This window comes from Bacillus sp. RHFS10 (genome assembly GCF_016757475.1).
Classification (GTDB): Bacteria; Bacillota; Bacilli; order Bacillales; family Bacillaceae; genus Bacillus; species Bacillus subtilis_G.
Window position 1 is genome coordinate 80,197 of sequence record NZ_JAESPO010000003.1, and the last position, 16,183, is coordinate 96,379.

The following is a 16,183-nucleotide window of genomic DNA, read 5'->3' on the forward strand; positions in this document are numbered from 1 at the left end:
CTTTCTATGGCATTTTCCCTTAGTCTTTTCAACCCGCTTTGTTGTTATCCATCATTTTTTCAAGTTAAAGAAGGAAAAAGCCGATCGCCATAATGACATAGGCGGCAAGCAGTGTCGCTCCTTCAAACCAGTTGGAATCGCCGTCATTCGAAATCGCGATCATCAAGAGAACCGATGATACCATCGCAACGAGCTCCGGCAATGTAAACACAAGCGGCATACTTACCGGGAAAAAGATGGAACAAATCACAAGAACCGGCGCAACAAACATAGCAATCTGCAGCGTCGAACCAACCGCGATTTCAACCGCAACGTCCATTTTATTTTTATAGGCCATGATAATGGCTGATGCGTGCTCCGCGGCATTACCGACTATTGCCACGATGATAACCCCGATAAACAGCTCGCTCCAGCCGAACTGCTCAGCTACCGAGTGGAACGTGTGCACCAGGTTTTCGGATATGTATGCCACAGCAATCGTTGCCGCAAACAAGACAATTGTGGCAATTTTGCCCGACCATTCCGGCTCTTCCTCTTCCACGTGCTGGGTGGAATTGTTCTTCGGCTGATAAACACCGCGGTGTGTGACAAGTTTAAAGTAAAGAGCCGCCACATATAACAGCATCAAAATGATGCTGATGCCTATGCTTAAATTGAGCTTGCCCACGTTACCCATACCAACGGAAAATACCTCCGGAATCACAAAAGCGACAATAATGGCAAAAATCAAAAGACCGGAGTTATGGCGCGCATCATGGATATTAAACTCCTGCCGCTTATATTTTAAACCGCCGACAAAAAACGATAGCCCCGCCACCAGCAGCAAATTCCCCAGCACTGAACCGGTTAAAGAGGCAAGCACGATTCCGGTCAGGCCCTCCTTTAGTGCAAATAAAGAGATGATTAACTCAACCGCGTTCCCAAAGGTGGCGTTCAACAAACCGCCGATCCGCGGGCCTGCGATGATGGACAATGATTCTGTCGCCCTTCCCATATAGCTTGCAAGCGCGATAATCGTTACGCAATACAAGGCAAAGAGAATGACAGAAGGCCAATGCATCAAACTGCCGATCACAGAAAGCGGAACACCCGCCGCCACTAAAATAAAAAAAATACGATTCATGGTGAATTGGCTCCTTTTATATGACTTGTTTTATTTTTATTCTTCACAAAAATCATCATGCTTACACGAGGTCGCATGTTCACATGTGATATAGGCTTTTTTCAGGTTGCCCGCTTTTGGAAAACATTGTACGATCAACATAGATTCCACGTAAGGAGAACAGACAAAATGTCACGATTTCATTTCTTTATCCTTGTCTTGCTCGTTTCCATTTCTGGGTTTTCGCAAGGCATGCTGCTGCCTGTTATCTCGATCATCTTTGAAACAAATGGTGAATCGGCCGCTATCAACGGCCTGCACGCGACGGGACTGTACATCGGCGTGCTTTTGGCTTCTCCGTTTATGGAAGCGCCGCTTAGAAAGCTCGGATTTAAGCCGCTGATCGTCATTGGCGGAAGCATTGTCATTTTAAGCTTATTTGGATTTATTTGGCTTCAGTCGGTTTGGATCTGGTTCCTGCTTCGCCTGTTTATCGGAATCGGCGACCACATGCTTCACTTTTCTACGCAAACGTGGGTGACTTCCATGTCATCAAAACAAAATCGTGGAAGAAACCTGTCTGTTTACGGGCTTTCCTTCGGCCTTGGCTTTGCCGCGGGTCCGTTCATGGTTCCGCTTGTCAAGCTGAACCCGGCGCTGCCTTTTATCGTGTCCGGCTGCTTCAGCCTGTTTGCGTGGCTTTTTGTTTTCTTTCTACAAAACGCATACCCGCAAACCAGTCCTCACGAAACCAAATCAGACAATAGTTTCAGACGGTTTTATCAAGCGATACTGTTTGGATGGGTTGCCTTTATGCCCACATTCGGTTATGGCTTTCTCGAGACGGCGCTAAACGGAAGCTTTCCGGTGTACGCGCTCCGGCTGGGGATCTCTGTGGACGCAGTGGCGCTGATCCTGCCCGCATTTGCGATCGGAAGCATTATTTTTCAGTTTCCACTCGGCATCCTCAGCGATACATACGGGCGGCGGAATGTCCTGCTTGTGATTTTGCTGACAGGGGCGCTTTGCTTTTTGATCGCCGGCGTATTCCCTTTGCCTTACGTGATCGGATGCTGCTTTTTTATGGCGGGAATGGCAGTCGGCTCAACCTTTACACTTGGCATCAGCTATATGACGGATCTTCTTCCGCCCCACCTGCTGCCGGCGGGGAACCTGCTTTGCGGCATTACATTCAGCCTCGGCAGCATCCTCGGCCCGATTGCCGGCGGCTGGTATATGCAGACATTTGATAGCGCAAACTTGTTTTATTTTATTACCCTCACGCTTAGCGGTGTCTGGCTTGCTCTTGTGCTGGGCAAACCGAAAAGCTGGTCGCCAGCCGAAACCTATTCTTCATCTTCTTAAACCAAAAAGCCTCCTGACATGGTGTCAGGAGGCTTTTATACTAATGATAGCCGTTTTGCCCGTTGGCGCTTCCGCTTGTTTTATGGCTCGGTTTGCTTTTCGAATTTTGTTTATTATGGCTTCCGCCTTTTTGCTTACTCATCACGTTGGCCCCCCTATATCTTTTTGAACCGAAGTTCATTTATAGGGTGCGCTAAAGATAGGGATTTTCATCAGGAAGCTTTTTACGTTTATGTAAAAGAGCGTTGATTTCTCCCCCTAAGATAATTAAAATGCCGCTCAAGTAAAACCAAATCATCAGGACGATGATTCCCCCGATACTCCCATACGTGGCGCTGAAGTTCGCAAACGTGCTGACGTAAAATGAAAACAGGGTGCTGACAACTATCCAGCCAAAGGCCGCAAACACCGCACCCGGCATGACAAACCGGAGGGACAGTTTTTTGTTCGGCGCGATGAAATACAGTGCGGAAAAAACGATCAGCAGCACAAGCGGACTGACACCCCAGCGCACTGCTGCCCAAACGGATAAAAACAGATCCGACGCGCCGACGAAGTCTGAAGCGAGCACCCCGATCTGCCGGCCGAATACCGGCAGAAGCAAGGCCACTAAAATCGTAAATACCATGGCAATCGTCAAAAAAATTGAGGTTAGACGAACGATGATAAAAGAGCGGTTTTCATCCACTTCATACGCGTGGTTTAGCGATCGGACGATGGCGTTCATTCCATTAGACGCAGACCACAAAGCCGCGATAATCCCGAATGACAGCAAACCGCCATTTCGGTTGTTTAAGGTTTGTTGTGTAATGGATTCAACGAGGGACATCGCACTGGCGGGCGCGTATTGTTTGACAACTCCCAGAACATCATCGGTAGAAATCGGAAGATACGCGGTGAGCGTCAGCATAAAAATCAAAAACGGAAACAATGACAAAAGAAAAAAATACGCCAGCTCCGCTGATTTGCTCGGCCCTTCATGAAGGGTGTATCTGCTGAAAAGCTCTTTCAAAAAATTCATGTCGCCTCACCTCGCATATTTGATCATTTTTTTGAAAAATGCTCTTTCGTTTCTTGCACAAGCTCCATCACTTGCGGCGTTGTTTTCTTCAGCTCTTTCACCTGCTGATTGACAAACCCGACTTCATTTGACAAGGATTGGGCCAGCTTTTTGGCCTCATCCATCTTTGTGCTGACCGTGTTTTTCAACAGCTCCGGATTGCTTTTGTACAGTGAAAGTTTATGCTTGCATGTCAGCCATCTCATGCCGCATGCCTGTCTTGTCGGCTTATGGAGCAGCGATAACGCCGCGCCTGCCGCAGCTCCAAGAAAAATACCTTTCAGCATTAAACGTTCGTTGTTCATGCAAATTCTCCTTTCACTCACAATTGTTTTTCTTTTTGAATGGATGCAAGCAGCTGCTCACAGCCCGACTTGATTAATTGGCAGACCTCTTCAAAATTTCCTGTGTAGTAAGGATCAGGAACATCGGCAAGATCTGAATCTTCAACATAGTCCAAGAGCCTTTTGATATGCGAGGTATTCTTAAAACCCGCCATGCTTCTGAGGCTCCCGATATTTTCTGCGTCCATCGCAATGATGTAATCAAAATCGGCCAGATCCTGTTCGCTGACTTGACGTGCAAGCATACCCTCAAAGTTGATTCCTTCTCTCTGCAAGATCTCCTGTGTTCCTTCATGCGGCGGATTGCCGATGTGCCAGCCGCCGATACCTGCTGAGTCTGTCTTGATTTTCCCCTCTAATCCTTTTTTGGCTGCCAGGTCCCGAAAAATCGCTTCTGCCATCGGAGACCGGCAAATATTTCCTAAACAAACAAATAACACGCTTATCATGTTGTGCAACCTCCCTATTCTTTGCCCATATTTCTCTAAAAAAAAACCTTCATGAATATCTTAGTAGGATGTTCATTTTCTTTTCAACTGATGACTCCACTTTTTTGAAATCAAAAGCTTGCTCTTAGAAGAGGGTTTTTTTCTGATTGAATTCTGTTAGAATAAAACATACCGAATATCGCATAAAGAAAGGATGGAACCATTTGTCCAGCCCAAATACAGAGACATTGACTCAAATGATTGAAGAGATTTCCCAAAAACTGAACATGCTGAACGTCGGCGTGATCAAAGCGGAGGATTTCAGTGATGAAAAGATAGAAGACCTCACGTACCTTCACAGCATGGTGATGAAAAAAGAATCATTCAGCCCTAGTGAAATGCAGGCGATAGCTCAAGAGCTCGCCTCGCTTCGTAAATAATTGAGACTGGCCGGAAACCCGGCGAGTCTTTTTTATCATTGGAGAACACAGCTGATCGGATGATTGCAGCACTGAGCGGTTATAAAGCAGGTTATAAGGGCTTGGGCCTGATCAAAGCGGGTGAAGAAGGCTTCACATGATGAACACACCCGGCATGCCGGCTGTTCGCTTTCCTCGGTAAAGAAATCCATATTAATGAAAATGTTCGAATAAGATTTGAAGGAGTACAAGCCATGAAAACGACATCTATCAAAACAGCCTCCGGAATGTATATCAACTACTTCTTTCTGGGAATGGTCAACATTATTCTCGCATCCAATATGTCCTCCTTAACAAAACAGTGGAATACCGACCCGACCGGCATTAGTTATGTCATTGCCGCTATCGGGTTCGGCAAGCTGCTGACCTACGGCATTTCCGGCGTGTTATCAGATAAAATCGGCAGAAAACCGCTTGTTGTCGCTTCCGCGGGGATCATGGCCGTCTTTTTAGTCGGTATTCCTTTATCACCGAGCTATGAACTGGCGTTTGTGTTCGCCTTATTAGCCGGAGTCGCAAATTCAGCGATGGATGCCGGAACATATCCGGCCCTGACCGAGCTCTTCCCGGCTGCGCCCGGCTCGGCAAATGTTCTGGTCAAAGCCTTTATGTCTCTGGGGGCCGCACTTTTGCCGCTTTTGATCACATTTTTAGCAGACCACCGCATGTCTTACGGATTTACTTTTTATCTCCCGGCTGCCGTCTATGTACTGAATATCGTTTATTTATCAACGCTTTCGTTTCCTAAGAAACAGAAGAAACCAAATAACAGCGGCCAACAGGAAGCTCCCGCTTTCTTGTCTGAACCCGTTTTTCGGAAAGAAGGCACCGCCCTGATTATGATCGGTTTTACATCAACAGCTTTATTTACGGTTTCTCAAATCTGGCTTCCGAGCTACGCGCAAAAAGCAGCCGGTTTAGCTGAATCAGCTTCCGTGCAATTGCTGAGCTATTATAGTGTTGGATCTCTGGCATCCGTTTTATTATTAGCCCTTTTGCTGAACAGATGGGTAAAGCCAGTGATGATTACGCTCTTGTATCCGGTTATTACTTTATGTACGCTTGCGGTCATGCTGACGGTTCATGTGCCGGTTGTGCTGGACATCACCGCCTTTTTCTTAGGCTTTTCAACCGCGGGTGTGTTTCAAATCACCATTACATTAATGACAGAGCTTTTCTGGAAGCGAAAAGGAACCGTTACCGGAATTGTAGCGACCGCTTCAAGCCTCGCGTCGATTTTGCTGCCGATTGCCACAGGGCTTATCGCAAAAGCGGGAGGCATCGCCCATATCTTTATGTTCGACTTCTGTATTGCGGTTATCGGAACAGCTGCAGCCGCCTTCTTGTATTACAGATACAAGAAACTGACGGGTGCTCAGGCCGATGTCAAACTGTAATCAACCGAAAACGGACGCCCCGCCAGGCGTCCGTTTTTCTTATTTCTCAAGCAATGCCAACGATTCACGATTAAATGCCGGAATATCATCCGGTGTGCGGCTAGTGACCAATTGCCCTTGGCAAACAACCACTTCCTTGTCCACAACGTCGGCACCCGCGTTTTCCATGTCAACACGAATGGACGTATAGCCTGTCGCTTTTCGGCCATCGAGCGCTTTCGCGTTGATTAAGAGCTGCGGACCGTGGCAAATGGCGAATACCGGTTTTTTGTCAGTCATAAACGCTTTTGTAAATTGGACGAAACGGTCATCAGCGCGAAGCTGGTCTGGTGAAAATCCTCCGGGAATTAAAAGCGCATCAAAGTCTGAAGGGTTTACATCATCAATGGACGCGTCTACTGTCACTTCCGCGTTCCCCTGCTTGCCTTTTACTGTTTTGCCTTTTTCATTTTCGATGACAGTCAGTTCATGTCCCGCTTCTTTAAAGGCTTTCGCAGGTTCAGTGTACTCGCTATCCTCAAAATAATCTGTCAAAACAACTGCTATTTTTTTCCCCATTTTTCATAACCTCCCGATTAATCTGTCTACATAAAACACTCTTCCCCAGCCACACTAAAATAAACATTTTCGCAGACCTGACAAACAATAAGCATAAATACCCGGCATTTGTCGTTTGACGATATTACATAATACTCATTTTTTTCCCTTTTACAATAATCATAAAGAAATACCTACAAATGATTACAAAATATTCTTACAATAGTAGTTGTAACACAAATTTCGTTGAAAGGTGGAGAACTGGTGAGAATACAGAAAAGACGAACATACGTCGGTAACATTCTCCGTATTCTTTTGCCCCCTATTATGATACTTAGCCTAATCCTTCCAACACCACCCATTCATGCAGAAGAAAGCGCGGCTCCTCAGGTGCATCTGAGTATTTTGGCCACGACTGATATTCATGCCAACATGATGGATTACGATTACTATAGCGACAAAGAAACGACGGATTTCGGGCTGGCAAGAACGGCACAGCTGATCCAAAAGCACCGCCAACAAAACCCCAATACCCTGCTTGTGGATAACGGGGACTTGATTCAAGGGAATCCGCTTGGAGAATACGCGGTGAAGTATGAAAAAGACGACATTATTTCCGGCGCGAAAACCCACCCGATTATCAGTGTCATGAATGCGCTGAAATATGACGCCGGCACACTGGGCAATCATGAATTCAACTACGGGCTCGACTTTCTCGACGGCACGATTAGAGGAGCCGATTTCCCGCTTGTAAATGCAAATGTCAAAACAACAAGCGGTGAAAACCGGTATACGCCGTATGTCATTACAGATAAAACCGTCACTGACGAAAACGGCCATGAGCAAAAAATAAAGGTCGGCTACATAGGCTTCGTTCCGCCGCAAATTATGACATGGGACAAAAAGCATCTCGAAGGTCAGGTGCAGGTGCAGGATATCGTAGAATCCGCCAATGAAACGATCCCGAAAATGAAGGCGGAAGGCGCTGATGTCATTATCGCCCTCGCCCACAGCGGCATTGAAAAGCAAGCCCAATCGCCAGGCGCGGAAAACGCTGTATTTGACCTAGCCACCAAAACAAAAGGCATTGACGCGATCATCTCTGGCCATCAGCATGGACTTTTCCCTTCCGCCGAGTATGCAGGCGCTGCCCAATTCGATGTTGAAAAAGGCACAATCAACGGCATTCCAGTCGTCATGCCAAGCAGCTGGGGCAAATACTTGGGCATGATTGACCTTAAACTCAAAAAGACGGACGGCTCATGGAAGGTAGCAGATTCGAAGGCCAGTGTTGAATCTATCGCAGGCACCGTCACATCCGGAAATGAAACCGTCACAAACACCATCAAGCAAACGCATCAAAACACACTGGAGTATGTTAGAAAACCAGTCGGCAACACAGAAGCCGATATTAACAGCTTCTTCGCTCAGGTCAAAGATGACCCTTCCATTCAGATCGTGACAGACGCGCAAAAATGGTATGCGGAAAAGGAAATGAAGGATACCGAGTACAAAGACCTCCCGATTTTGTCCGCTGGGGCGCCGTTTAAAGCAGGCGGCAGAAACGGAGCCAATTACTATACGAATATTCCAGCCGGAGATCTCGCCATTAAAAACGTCGGTGACTTGTATCTTTACGATAATACCGTTCAGATCGTCAAGCTGACTGGAAGCGAGGTCAAGGACTGGCTTGAGATGTCAGCAGGCCAATTCAATCAAATTGATCCGTCAAAAGGCGGCGATCAAGCCTTACTGAATGAGAATTTTCGCTCCTATAATTTTGACGTGATTGACGGCGTCACATATCAGGTCGATGTCACAAAACCGACGAAATACGATGAGAACGGAAAAGTGATCAACGCGGGCTCGTCCCGGATCATCAACCTTTCCTATGAAGGCAAGCCCATCAGCACAAACCAGGAATTTCTCGTCGTCACCAATAATTATCGTGCGTCCGGAGGCGGCGGTTTCCCTCACCTGACAAGCGATAAAATCGTCCACGGCTCCGCGGTTGAAAACAGGCAGGTGCTGATGGATTACATTATTGAACAGAAAACAGTCAATCCAAAAGCGGACAACAATTGGTCAATCGCGGCTGTTTCCGGCACGAATTTGACGTTTGAGTCCTCACTTTTGGCCAAGCCATTTGCGGATAAAGCAGACGATGTCGCTTATGTAGGCGAGTCTGCGAATGAAGGCTATGGTGTATACAAGCTGCAATTCGACGATGATTCAAATCCCGAGCCCCCTAAGGACGGACTGTGGGATCTGACTGTCATGCACACCAATGATACGCATGCCCACCTCGATGACGCGGCGAGACGAATGACGAAAATCAACGAAGTGCGAAACGAAACAGACCGCAACATTCTACTTGATGCGGGAGATGTGTTTTCCGGCGATCTGTATTTCACAAAATGGAACGGTTTAGCCGATTTGAAATTGATGAATATGATGGGCTATGACGCCATGACCTTTGGAAACCATGAATTTGATAAAGGCCCGACAGTGCTTTCTGATTTTCTCAGCGGAAACAGCGCAACAGTCGATCCGGCGAACCGCTATCACTTTGAAGCGCCTGAATTTCCGTTCGTCAGCGCAAACGTAGATGTGTCAAACGAACCTAAGCTGACTTCCTATGTCAAAAAGCCGCAAACCTTTACGGCAGGTGAAAAGAAAGAGCCCGGCATCCACCCTTACATTCTGTTAGATGTTGACGGTGAGAAAGTCGCTGTATTCGGACTGACAACGGAAGATACAGCCACTACGTCAAGCCCGGGCAAAAGCATCGTATTTCATGACGCGTTTGAAACAGCGCAAAACACTGTCAAAACGATTCAGGAAGAAGAAAAAGCAAATAAAATTATCGCTTTAACCCATATCGGGCATAACCGTGATCTTGAGCTGGCCAAAAAAGTAAAAGGCATTGACTTGATCATCGGCGGACACACCCACACCCTCGTAGACAAAATGGAAGTCGTGAACAATGAAGAGCCGACGATCGTGGCGCAGGCAAAAGAATACGGCGAATATTTGGGACGCGTCGATGTCGTGTTTGATGAAAACGGCGTTGTGCAAACAGACAAATCAAATCTGAGCGTGCTGCCAATTGATGAACATACAGAAGAAAACGCAGAGGCAAAAAAAGAGCTTGATCAGTTCAAACATGAATTAGAGGACATCAAAAAGGAAAAAGTCGGCTACACGGATGTAGCGCTTGACGGCCAGCGTGAGCATGTGCGCACGAAGGAAACGAACCTCGGAAACTTCATCGCGGACGGCATGCTGGCAAAAGCGAAAGAAGCAGCTGGCGCCAGAATAGCGATCACAAATGGCGGCGGCATCAGAGCCGGCATTGACAAAGGCGATATCACACTCGGCGAGGTGCTGAACGTCATGCCGTTCGGCAACACGCTTTACGTGGCCGACTTAACCGGAAAACAAATTAAAGAAGCCCTTGAACAAGGATTGAGCAATGTGGAAAACGGAGGCGGCGCCTTCCCTCAGGTGGCCGGAATCCAATATACGTTTACATTAAACAAGGAACCCGGACACCGAGTTCTTGAAGTCAAACTCGAATCACCTAACGGAGACATGGTTCATCTCGATTCCGATAAGACCTACCGCGTGGCAACGAATAACTTTGTCGGCGCCGGAGGAGACGGATACTCTGTCTTTACGAAAGCATCCCATGGTGAGGACCTTGGTTACGTAGATTATGAGATTTTCACTGAACAGCTGAAAAAACTAGGAAACAAGGTATCTCCTAAAATCGAAGGACGAATCAAAGAAGTATTCCTGCCGACAAAGCAGAAGGATGGCAGCTGGACACTCGATGAAGACAAATTTTCGATATATGCCAAAAATGCCAACACGCCGTTTGTCTATTATGAAACATCAGAAGGATCTCACGAGAAGCCTATCAATCTTAAAGTAAAAGAAGATCAGGTCAAACTTTTGAAAGAAAGAGAGTCAGATCCTTCATTGACGGTATTCAACTATTGGTACAGCATGAAGCTGCCAATGGCGAACCTCAAAACCGCAGACACTGCAATCGGCATCAAGTCAACGGGAGAATTGAATGTTTCACTTGCAGATGTATATGACTTTACAGTGAAACAAAAAGGAAAAGAAATAAAATCATTCAAGGAACCTGTTCAGCTTTCGCTTCGCATGTTTGATATTGAAGAAGCCCATAACCCTGCTATTTACCACGTTGACCGGAAAAAGAAAACTTTCACAAAGACTGAAAAGGGTTCAGTCGACGATGATATCGTGACAGGATATACAACCCATTTCAGCGAATACACGATCTTAAATTCCGGTGCGAACAACAAACCGCCGGCATTCCCGTCCGATCAGCCGACAAGCGGTGATAACGGCAGCAATGGCGGAGGTTCTGACAAACCAGGCGGAAAACAGCCGACTGACGGAAACGGAGGACATGATACACCTCCCGGCACTGACCCGACAAACGGATCAGGAGGAAACGGATCAGGTACGGACGGCCCGGCTGGCGGCCTGCTTCCGGACACAGCCACATCCATGTACTCGATCCTCTTGGCCGGATTTCTGATCAGCGCGCTCGGAACGGCATTGTACTTGCATCAGAGGAGAAAACAAAATAAAGCGAATCAAGCATAAAAAAGAGCTGCTCGTCATCGAGCAGCTTTCTTTATTACACCCACTTCACAACATCTTCAACAGCCGCTCTTGTTTTCGGGCGAGGGTCTCTCACGCGGTAGCCGAACGCCACCATCACAGAAATGTCGAAGCTTCCGTTTTCCAGAAGGCCTTCTTCTTCAAGAATACGGTGAATGTGATCATATTGGAAGCCTTCCACAGGGCAGGAATCAACACCGATTTGCGCAGCGGCAGTCATCATGTTGCCAAGCGCAATATAAGTTTGTTTTGAAGCCCAGTCAAACAATGTTCTGTCACTTTCAAGCAAATGCAGATCGTGTTTCTGGAACTCTTCCGTTTTGCTGAGATAGCCTTCGCAAACGTCCTGAGGCATTTGTTTCACTTCTTTTAAATGACGTTTGATGTAGTCCGCATCGTATTTGATATCCTTCGCTGTACGCGCAAGAATCAGAACGAAATGGCTTGCGGTTGGAAGCTGCTTTTGAGCGCCCCATGTGTATTCGCGAAGCTTCTCGCGAAATTCCGGATTTTGAACGACAACGAATTTCCAAGGCTCAAGGCCGAGTGAGCTCGGAGACAGTCTTCCTGTTTCTAAAATAAATTCAAAATCGCTGTCTGATACTTTTTTATTCGGGTCAAATTCCTTTGTCGCATGTCTGAAATGGTACGCATCCAGAATTTGTTTCTTTAGATCTGCCATGTAAAACACCTCTCCTTTTGGTTACTCTCAACTCTATTGTAGCCGTTATCGCAAAAAGTAAAAGTACGCACATTTTTGTTGGATAGTATCAATTTTGATACCAAACAAAAAAAGCGCGCTGCCGCAGGCAGGCGCCTTTCTCATTTTCCCCGCCGCGCAAAATCGACAAACCGGAATTTGTCCAGGCGGTGTCTGCTTTCCGTATATTGAAAGAGACTCGTATCCTCCAAAAAGACGTAGTTTCTCACCACGACCATATGGTCATAACCTCGTAAATCAAGCAGCTCCCTGTCCTCATCCGTACACGGCTCGGCTACAATTTCTTTTTGCGCATAACTGATCGAAAGACCGAGCTCTCCTTCTATATATTCATATATAGAGTTCTCACAAATTTCTTTCGTCAGGTGGGGCACATGCTTTCTGAAAAAGTAATCCTTGTCCAAAATCACATGTTCTCCGTCAATCTTTCTTGACCTGATGACTTCCCAGATGTCCTCATCCGAGTTAGCACGGAGCTGTTTTTGGATCAGCTCTGACGGAGGCCCGAGCCCGAATTTGTGTACAGTTGTTTTCGTTTCTTTGCCAAGTGTTTGCGCGAGCTCCTTGAAACTGACAAGGCCCGAGACAGGAAACTGCATTTTTTCACGGTTGAGAACGACGGAGCCCTTCCCTCTGATTTTCTGGATATAGCCGTTTTGCGCAAGCATGTGAAGCGCCTTTCGGACCGTTTCTCTCGATGTACCGTACTGTGCGGTCAACTCATGTTCAGACGGAAGAATCTCCTCCGCTTTCCACCGGCCGCCTTCAATTTGCTGTGCGATGTCTTTATAAATTGTAATAAATTTATTCGCCTTCATTATGGACCACCCAGCTTAGTTTAACACGGTTTCGTTAAACGATAAACAATGGACTCATACGGACGGAGCGTCATGTTCTGCAGCCCTTCCCTCACATCATCGTTGGTCAACAGCACCACTGCCTTCCACTCGCCAGGCGCTAAAGAGTCCGGCATTGTAAAGGCTGCCTCAATCCCGTAAAAGTTATTGATCACGAGCAGCTTTTCATTGTTGCCGTGTCTGAGATATGCAAAAATGTTCGGATCATCCTTTGCGATTAACTCATACGTCCCCTCTGTCACAATGTCATACGTTTTTCGAATCTGGATCAGTTTTTGATAATGATAGAACACTGAGTTCTGATCCTTCAGCGCCGCTTCGGCATTGATTTCATGATAGTTTCCGGCGACCGGTATCCATGGCGCGCCCGTTGTAAAACCGCCATTCTGCGTATCATCCCACTGGACAGGCGTTCTGGAGTTGTCTCGGGATTTCGCCTGTAAAATCGCTGTGATCTCTTGATCAGCCATCCCTTTTTCCTTAAAAGCGTGATACATGTTCAGTGATTCGACATCCCGATAGGAGCTGATGTCGGTAAACTTCGGATTCGTCATTCCCAGCTCCTCGCCCTGATAAATATAAGGCGTGCCCTGCATCATATGAATGGCGGCAGCGAGCATTTTCGCCGATTTCACCCTGTACGCGCCGTCATCTCCATATCTGGATACAACGCGCGGCTGATCGTGATTGCACCAGAACAGAGCGTTCCATCCCCCTCCAACGTGCATCCCCATCTGCCACTCGGATAAGATCTTCTTCAGCTTCAAAAAGTCAAACGGCGCCAAGGCCCATTTTTCACCGTTTGGATAGTCGACCTTGAGATGATGGAAGCTGAACGTCATATCAAGTTCTTTATTGGCGGGATTTGTATACCGGATACAATGGTCTACGGTCGTTGAAGACATCTCGCCGACCGTCATACTGTCGTAATGCGAAAACACCTTTTCGTTCATTTCATGCAGATATTCGTGCACCCGCGGCCCATCAGTGTAAAAGGAACGGCCATCGCCTCCGCCTTCCGCATTCGGAAAGCGCTGATCTTTAGAGATCAGGTTAATGACATCAAGCCTGAAGCCGTCTATTCCCTTTTCAAACCAAAAATGCATCATGTCATAGATATGCTTTCTAACCTCTTCATTTTCCCAATTCAAATCAGCCTGCGTCACATCAAACAGGTGCAAATAGTATTGGCCCGATGCTTCATCAAGCTCCCATGCGGAGCCGCCGAATTTCGATTCCCAGTTTGTCGGAACAGAACCGTTTTCCTGCGGGGTTTTCCATATATAAAAATCACGGTATGGGCTGTCTTTTGACGAAATCGCCTCTTGAAACCATTTGTGCTCTGTTGACGTATGATTGACGACAAGATCCATGACGACTTTCAGGCCTCTTTTATGCGCTTCGGACAGTAACCGCTCAAAATCGTCCATCGTCCCATATTCAGGATAAATCGAGTAATAATCACGAATATCGTACCCATTATCATGCTGCGGGGAATCATAAATCGGTGTCAGCCAAAGCACATCCACCTGAAGTGTTTTTAAGTAATCAAGCTTTTCAATAATGCCGTTCAGATCGCCGACACCGTTCCCCGTCGTATCGTTAAAGCTTTTCGGATAAATTTGATAGACCACAGCTTTTTTCCACCATGGTGTTTGTTCTGTTTTCATCTGTCTCCACCACCGTTTTATAAAATAAAAACGGGAAAAGGGAACGTTAAAACACGTCCCGCTCCCATTCGTTATTTATGTTTGAATCTTGCATACGCGTATGTTCCGGCAAACGGCACGATCAACACAATTGCCATCCCGATTGCAAACGCGCCCCAGTACGGGCTCATGATTGAGAAAATCCCCGGCACGCCGCCGACACCGACGGAGCTTGCCAGCACCCCTTGAGTAGAAATATACATTCCGGCAATCCCGGAGCTGACCATCGCAATGATAAACGGGAATCTGTATCGCAGATTCACCCCGAAGATGGCAGGTTCTGTAATGCCGAGATAAGCAGAAATCCCTGACGTGAGGGAAAGGCCTTTTTGTTTCTCATCCTTCACGATAAACATCATGGCCAGCGCTGCCGAACCTTGTGCGATATTCGAAAGCGCCAGCATCGGCCATAAAAATGTGCCGCCGAGCTTTGAGCCGATGAGCTGCAGGTCGACTGCAAGAAACGTGTGATGCATGCCGGTAATCACAAGCGCCGAGTAGAAACCGCCATATAACAAACCGCCCACTGCGGCAAAAGAGCCGAACACCGAGATAAGCCCTGAAGTCAGCACGTTTCCGATCGCAAATGTAACCGGGCCGATGATGATAAAAGAGGCAAAACCTGTTACGAGAAGCGTAATCGGCGCGACAACGAGCAGCTGTATGCCTTCAGGTGTCCTTTTTGTTAAAAACACCTCGATTTTCGCCAGCATATAAGAAGCAAGCAAAATCGGGAGCACCTGTCCCTGATATCCGACTTTCTGCACCTCAAGGCCGAACAAATTCCATACCGGAATCTTTCCGCTTTGTTCTGCAGCGCCATATCCCCACGCATTCAACAAATCAGGATGCACGAGCATCACGCCGAGCACAATGCCAAGCAGCGGGTTGCCGCCGAACCGTTTGACCGCTGACCAGCCGATTAACGCAGGCAGAAACGTAAAGGCCGTTCCCGCAATCAGGTTAATCATATTAGCAAGATCCGCCCACTGCGGATAGACCTGCACAATCGATTTTGTGCTGAAGAAAATGCCTTGCGCCGTTAAAATGTTATTGATCCCCATCAAGAGACCCGCCGTGACAATCGCAGGCAATATCGGAATAAAAATATCTGCAAGCGTTTTCACAGCACGCTGCAAAGGATTCATATTGTTTTCTGAAGCTTTCTTCACTTCGTCCTTTGTTGACTCGCCAATCCCCGTTTCCTTGACCAATTCTGCATATACTTTGTTGACCGTTCCTTGGCCGATCACGACTTGAAATTGCCCGTTTGTTGAAAACGATCCCTTTACAATGTCAATTTGATCAAGCACTTCTTGGTCAACTTTGCTTTCATCTATCAATGCAAAACGCAAACGTGTAACACAATGAGTTGCCGCTGCAATATTTTCGGCGCCGCCGACTGCTTCGACAATCTGCCGTGCCGATGTGTTCAGTTCCTCCATGCCAACCCCTCCGTATCCGTTTTTTATAACTTGTATATACAAATCATGATTACATTGTATTCCTGTATATACATGTA

At 47.0% G+C, this 16,183-nt stretch carries 13 protein-coding genes; 4 read left to right on the top strand and 9 right to left on the bottom strand.

Going from position 1 to position 16,183, the window contains the following annotated elements; genetic code table 11:
- Positions 1 to 64 precede the first annotated feature (64 nt).
- Positions 65 to 1,123: a calcium/proton exchanger gene (gene cax, locus JMN17_RS12995; RefSeq protein WP_087992558.1), complete on the bottom strand. Its 1,059-nt coding sequence runs from the start codon at positions 1,121 to 1,123 to the stop codon at positions 65 to 67.
- A 168-nt stretch (positions 1,124 to 1,291) separates the two neighbouring features.
- On the opposite strand from cax, the gene JMN17_RS13000 reads away from it, so the two are divergent.
- Positions 1,292 to 2,467 (top strand): MFS transporter, encoded by a 1,176-nt coding sequence (locus JMN17_RS13000; RefSeq protein ID WP_087992557.1) that lies wholly within the window; start codon positions 1,292 to 1,294, stop codon positions 2,465 to 2,467.
- A 193-nt stretch (positions 2,468 to 2,660) separates the two neighbouring features.
- On the opposite strand, the gene JMN17_RS13005 is transcribed toward JMN17_RS13000, so the two are convergent.
- From JMN17_RS13005 to yfkJ, 3 genes are read right to left on the bottom strand one after another with little or no spacing between them, the layout of a single operon-like run.
- Complete coding sequence (locus JMN17_RS13005) at positions 2,661 to 3,488, bottom strand: YihY family inner membrane protein (protein WP_087992556.1); 828 nt, start codon at positions 3,486 to 3,488, stop codon at positions 2,661 to 2,663.
- A gap of 23 nt (positions 3,489 to 3,511) precedes the next feature.
- A complete protein-coding gene (locus JMN17_RS13010; RefSeq protein WP_202328287.1) occupies positions 3,512 to 3,832 on the bottom strand; it encodes a hypothetical protein in 321 nt (106 codons plus the stop codon).
- A gap of 17 nt (positions 3,833 to 3,849) precedes the next feature.
- The gene (gene yfkJ / locus JMN17_RS13015; protein WP_087992554.1) at positions 3,850 to 4,320 is read right to left on the bottom strand and encodes a protein-tyrosine-phosphatase; all 471 of its coding nucleotides are present in this window, start codon (positions 4,318 to 4,320) and stop codon (positions 3,850 to 3,852) included.
- Between the two features lie 203 nt (positions 4,321 to 4,523).
- Between yfkJ and JMN17_RS13020 the strand changes: the two genes are divergently transcribed.
- On the top strand, positions 4,524 to 4,739 hold the full coding sequence (locus tag JMN17_RS13020) for a DUF1128 domain-containing protein (protein ID WP_010330293.1): 216 nt from the start codon (positions 4,524 to 4,526) through the stop codon (positions 4,737 to 4,739).
- Between the two features lie 233 nt (positions 4,740 to 4,972).
- Positions 4,973 to 6,175 carry an MFS transporter gene (locus JMN17_RS13025; protein ID WP_148963610.1) on the top strand — a complete coding sequence of 401 codons (1,203 nt, stop codon included), beginning with the start codon at positions 4,973 to 4,975 and terminating at the stop codon, positions 6,173 to 6,175.
- Between the two features lie 39 nt (positions 6,176 to 6,214).
- On the opposite strand, the gene yfkM is transcribed toward JMN17_RS13025, so the two are convergent.
- Positions 6,215 to 6,733 carry a general stress protein 18 gene (gene yfkM, locus JMN17_RS13030; protein ID WP_087992552.1) on the bottom strand — a complete coding sequence of 173 codons (519 nt, stop codon included), beginning with the start codon at positions 6,731 to 6,733 and terminating at the stop codon, positions 6,215 to 6,217.
- A 243-nt stretch (positions 6,734 to 6,976) separates the two neighbouring features.
- On the opposite strand from yfkM, the gene JMN17_RS13035 reads away from it, so the two are divergent.
- A complete protein-coding gene (locus JMN17_RS13035; protein ID WP_202328288.1) occupies positions 6,977 to 11,356 on the top strand; it encodes a multifunctional 2',3'-cyclic-nucleotide 2'-phosphodiesterase/3'-nucleotidase/5'-nucleotidase in 4,380 nt (1,459 codons plus the stop codon).
- A gap of 34 nt (positions 11,357 to 11,390) precedes the next feature.
- Here the strand turns inward: JMN17_RS13035 and JMN17_RS13040 are convergent, their stop codons facing one another.
- The 4 genes from JMN17_RS13040 to treP all read right to left on the bottom strand — a co-directional run bounded on the left by JMN17_RS13040 (position 11,391) and on the right by treP (position 16,106).
- Positions 11,391 to 12,056, bottom strand: a complete 666-nt coding sequence (locus JMN17_RS13040; RefSeq protein WP_202328289.1) for an NAD(P)H-dependent oxidoreductase — start codon at positions 12,054 to 12,056, stop codon at positions 11,391 to 11,393.
- 140 nt (positions 12,057 to 12,196) lie between these two features.
- Positions 12,197 to 12,913 (bottom strand): trehalose operon repressor, encoded by a 717-nt coding sequence (treR, locus tag JMN17_RS13045; protein ID WP_087992549.1) that lies wholly within the window; start codon positions 12,911 to 12,913, stop codon positions 12,197 to 12,199.
- A gap of 20 nt (positions 12,914 to 12,933) precedes the next feature.
- Positions 12,934 to 14,622 carry an alpha,alpha-phosphotrehalase gene (gene treC / locus JMN17_RS13050; protein WP_087992548.1) on the bottom strand — a complete coding sequence of 563 codons (1,689 nt, stop codon included), beginning with the start codon at positions 14,620 to 14,622 and terminating at the stop codon, positions 12,934 to 12,936.
- Between the two features lie 71 nt (positions 14,623 to 14,693).
- A complete protein-coding gene (gene treP / locus JMN17_RS13055) occupies positions 14,694 to 16,106 on the bottom strand; it encodes a PTS system trehalose-specific EIIBC component (RefSeq protein ID WP_202328290.1) in 1,413 nt (470 codons plus the stop codon).
- Positions 16,107 to 16,183: the final 77 nt, after the last annotated feature.

Coding starts and splice junctions, on each gene's coding strand:
- cax (WP_087992558.1), bottom strand. CDS start 1,123: ATGAATCGTATTTTTTTTATTTTAGTGGCGGCGGGTGTTCCGCTTTCT.
- JMN17_RS13000 (WP_087992557.1), top strand. CDS start 1,292: ATGTCACGATTTCATTTCTTTATCCTTGTCTTGCTCGTTTCCATTTCT.
- JMN17_RS13005 (WP_087992556.1), bottom strand. CDS start 3,488: ATGAATTTTTTGAAAGAGCTTTTCAGCAGATACACCCTTCATGAAGGG.
- JMN17_RS13010 (WP_202328287.1), bottom strand. CDS start 3,832: ATGAACAACGAACGTTTAATGCTGAAAGGTATTTTTCTTGGAGCTGCG.
- yfkJ (WP_087992554.1), bottom strand. CDS start 4,320: ATGATAAGCGTGTTATTTGTTTGTTTAGGAAATATTTGCCGGTCTCCG.
- JMN17_RS13025 (WP_148963610.1), top strand. CDS start 4,973: ATGAAAACGACATCTATCAAAACAGCCTCCGGAATGTATATCAACTAC.
- yfkM (WP_087992552.1), bottom strand. CDS start 6,733: ATGGGGAAAAAAATAGCAGTTGTTTTGACAGATTATTTTGAGGATAGC.
- JMN17_RS13040 (WP_202328289.1), bottom strand. CDS start 12,056: ATGGCAGATCTAAAGAAACAAATTCTGGATGCGTACCATTTCAGACAT.
- treR (WP_087992549.1), bottom strand. CDS start 12,913: ATGAAGGCGAATAAATTTATTACAATTTATAAAGACATCGCACAGCAA.
- treC (WP_087992548.1), bottom strand. CDS start 14,622: ATGAAAACAGAACAAACACCATGGTGGAAAAAAGCTGTGGTCTATCAA.
- treP (WP_202328290.1), bottom strand. CDS start 16,106: ATGGAGGAACTGAACACATCGGCACGGCAGATTGTCGAAGCAGTCGGC.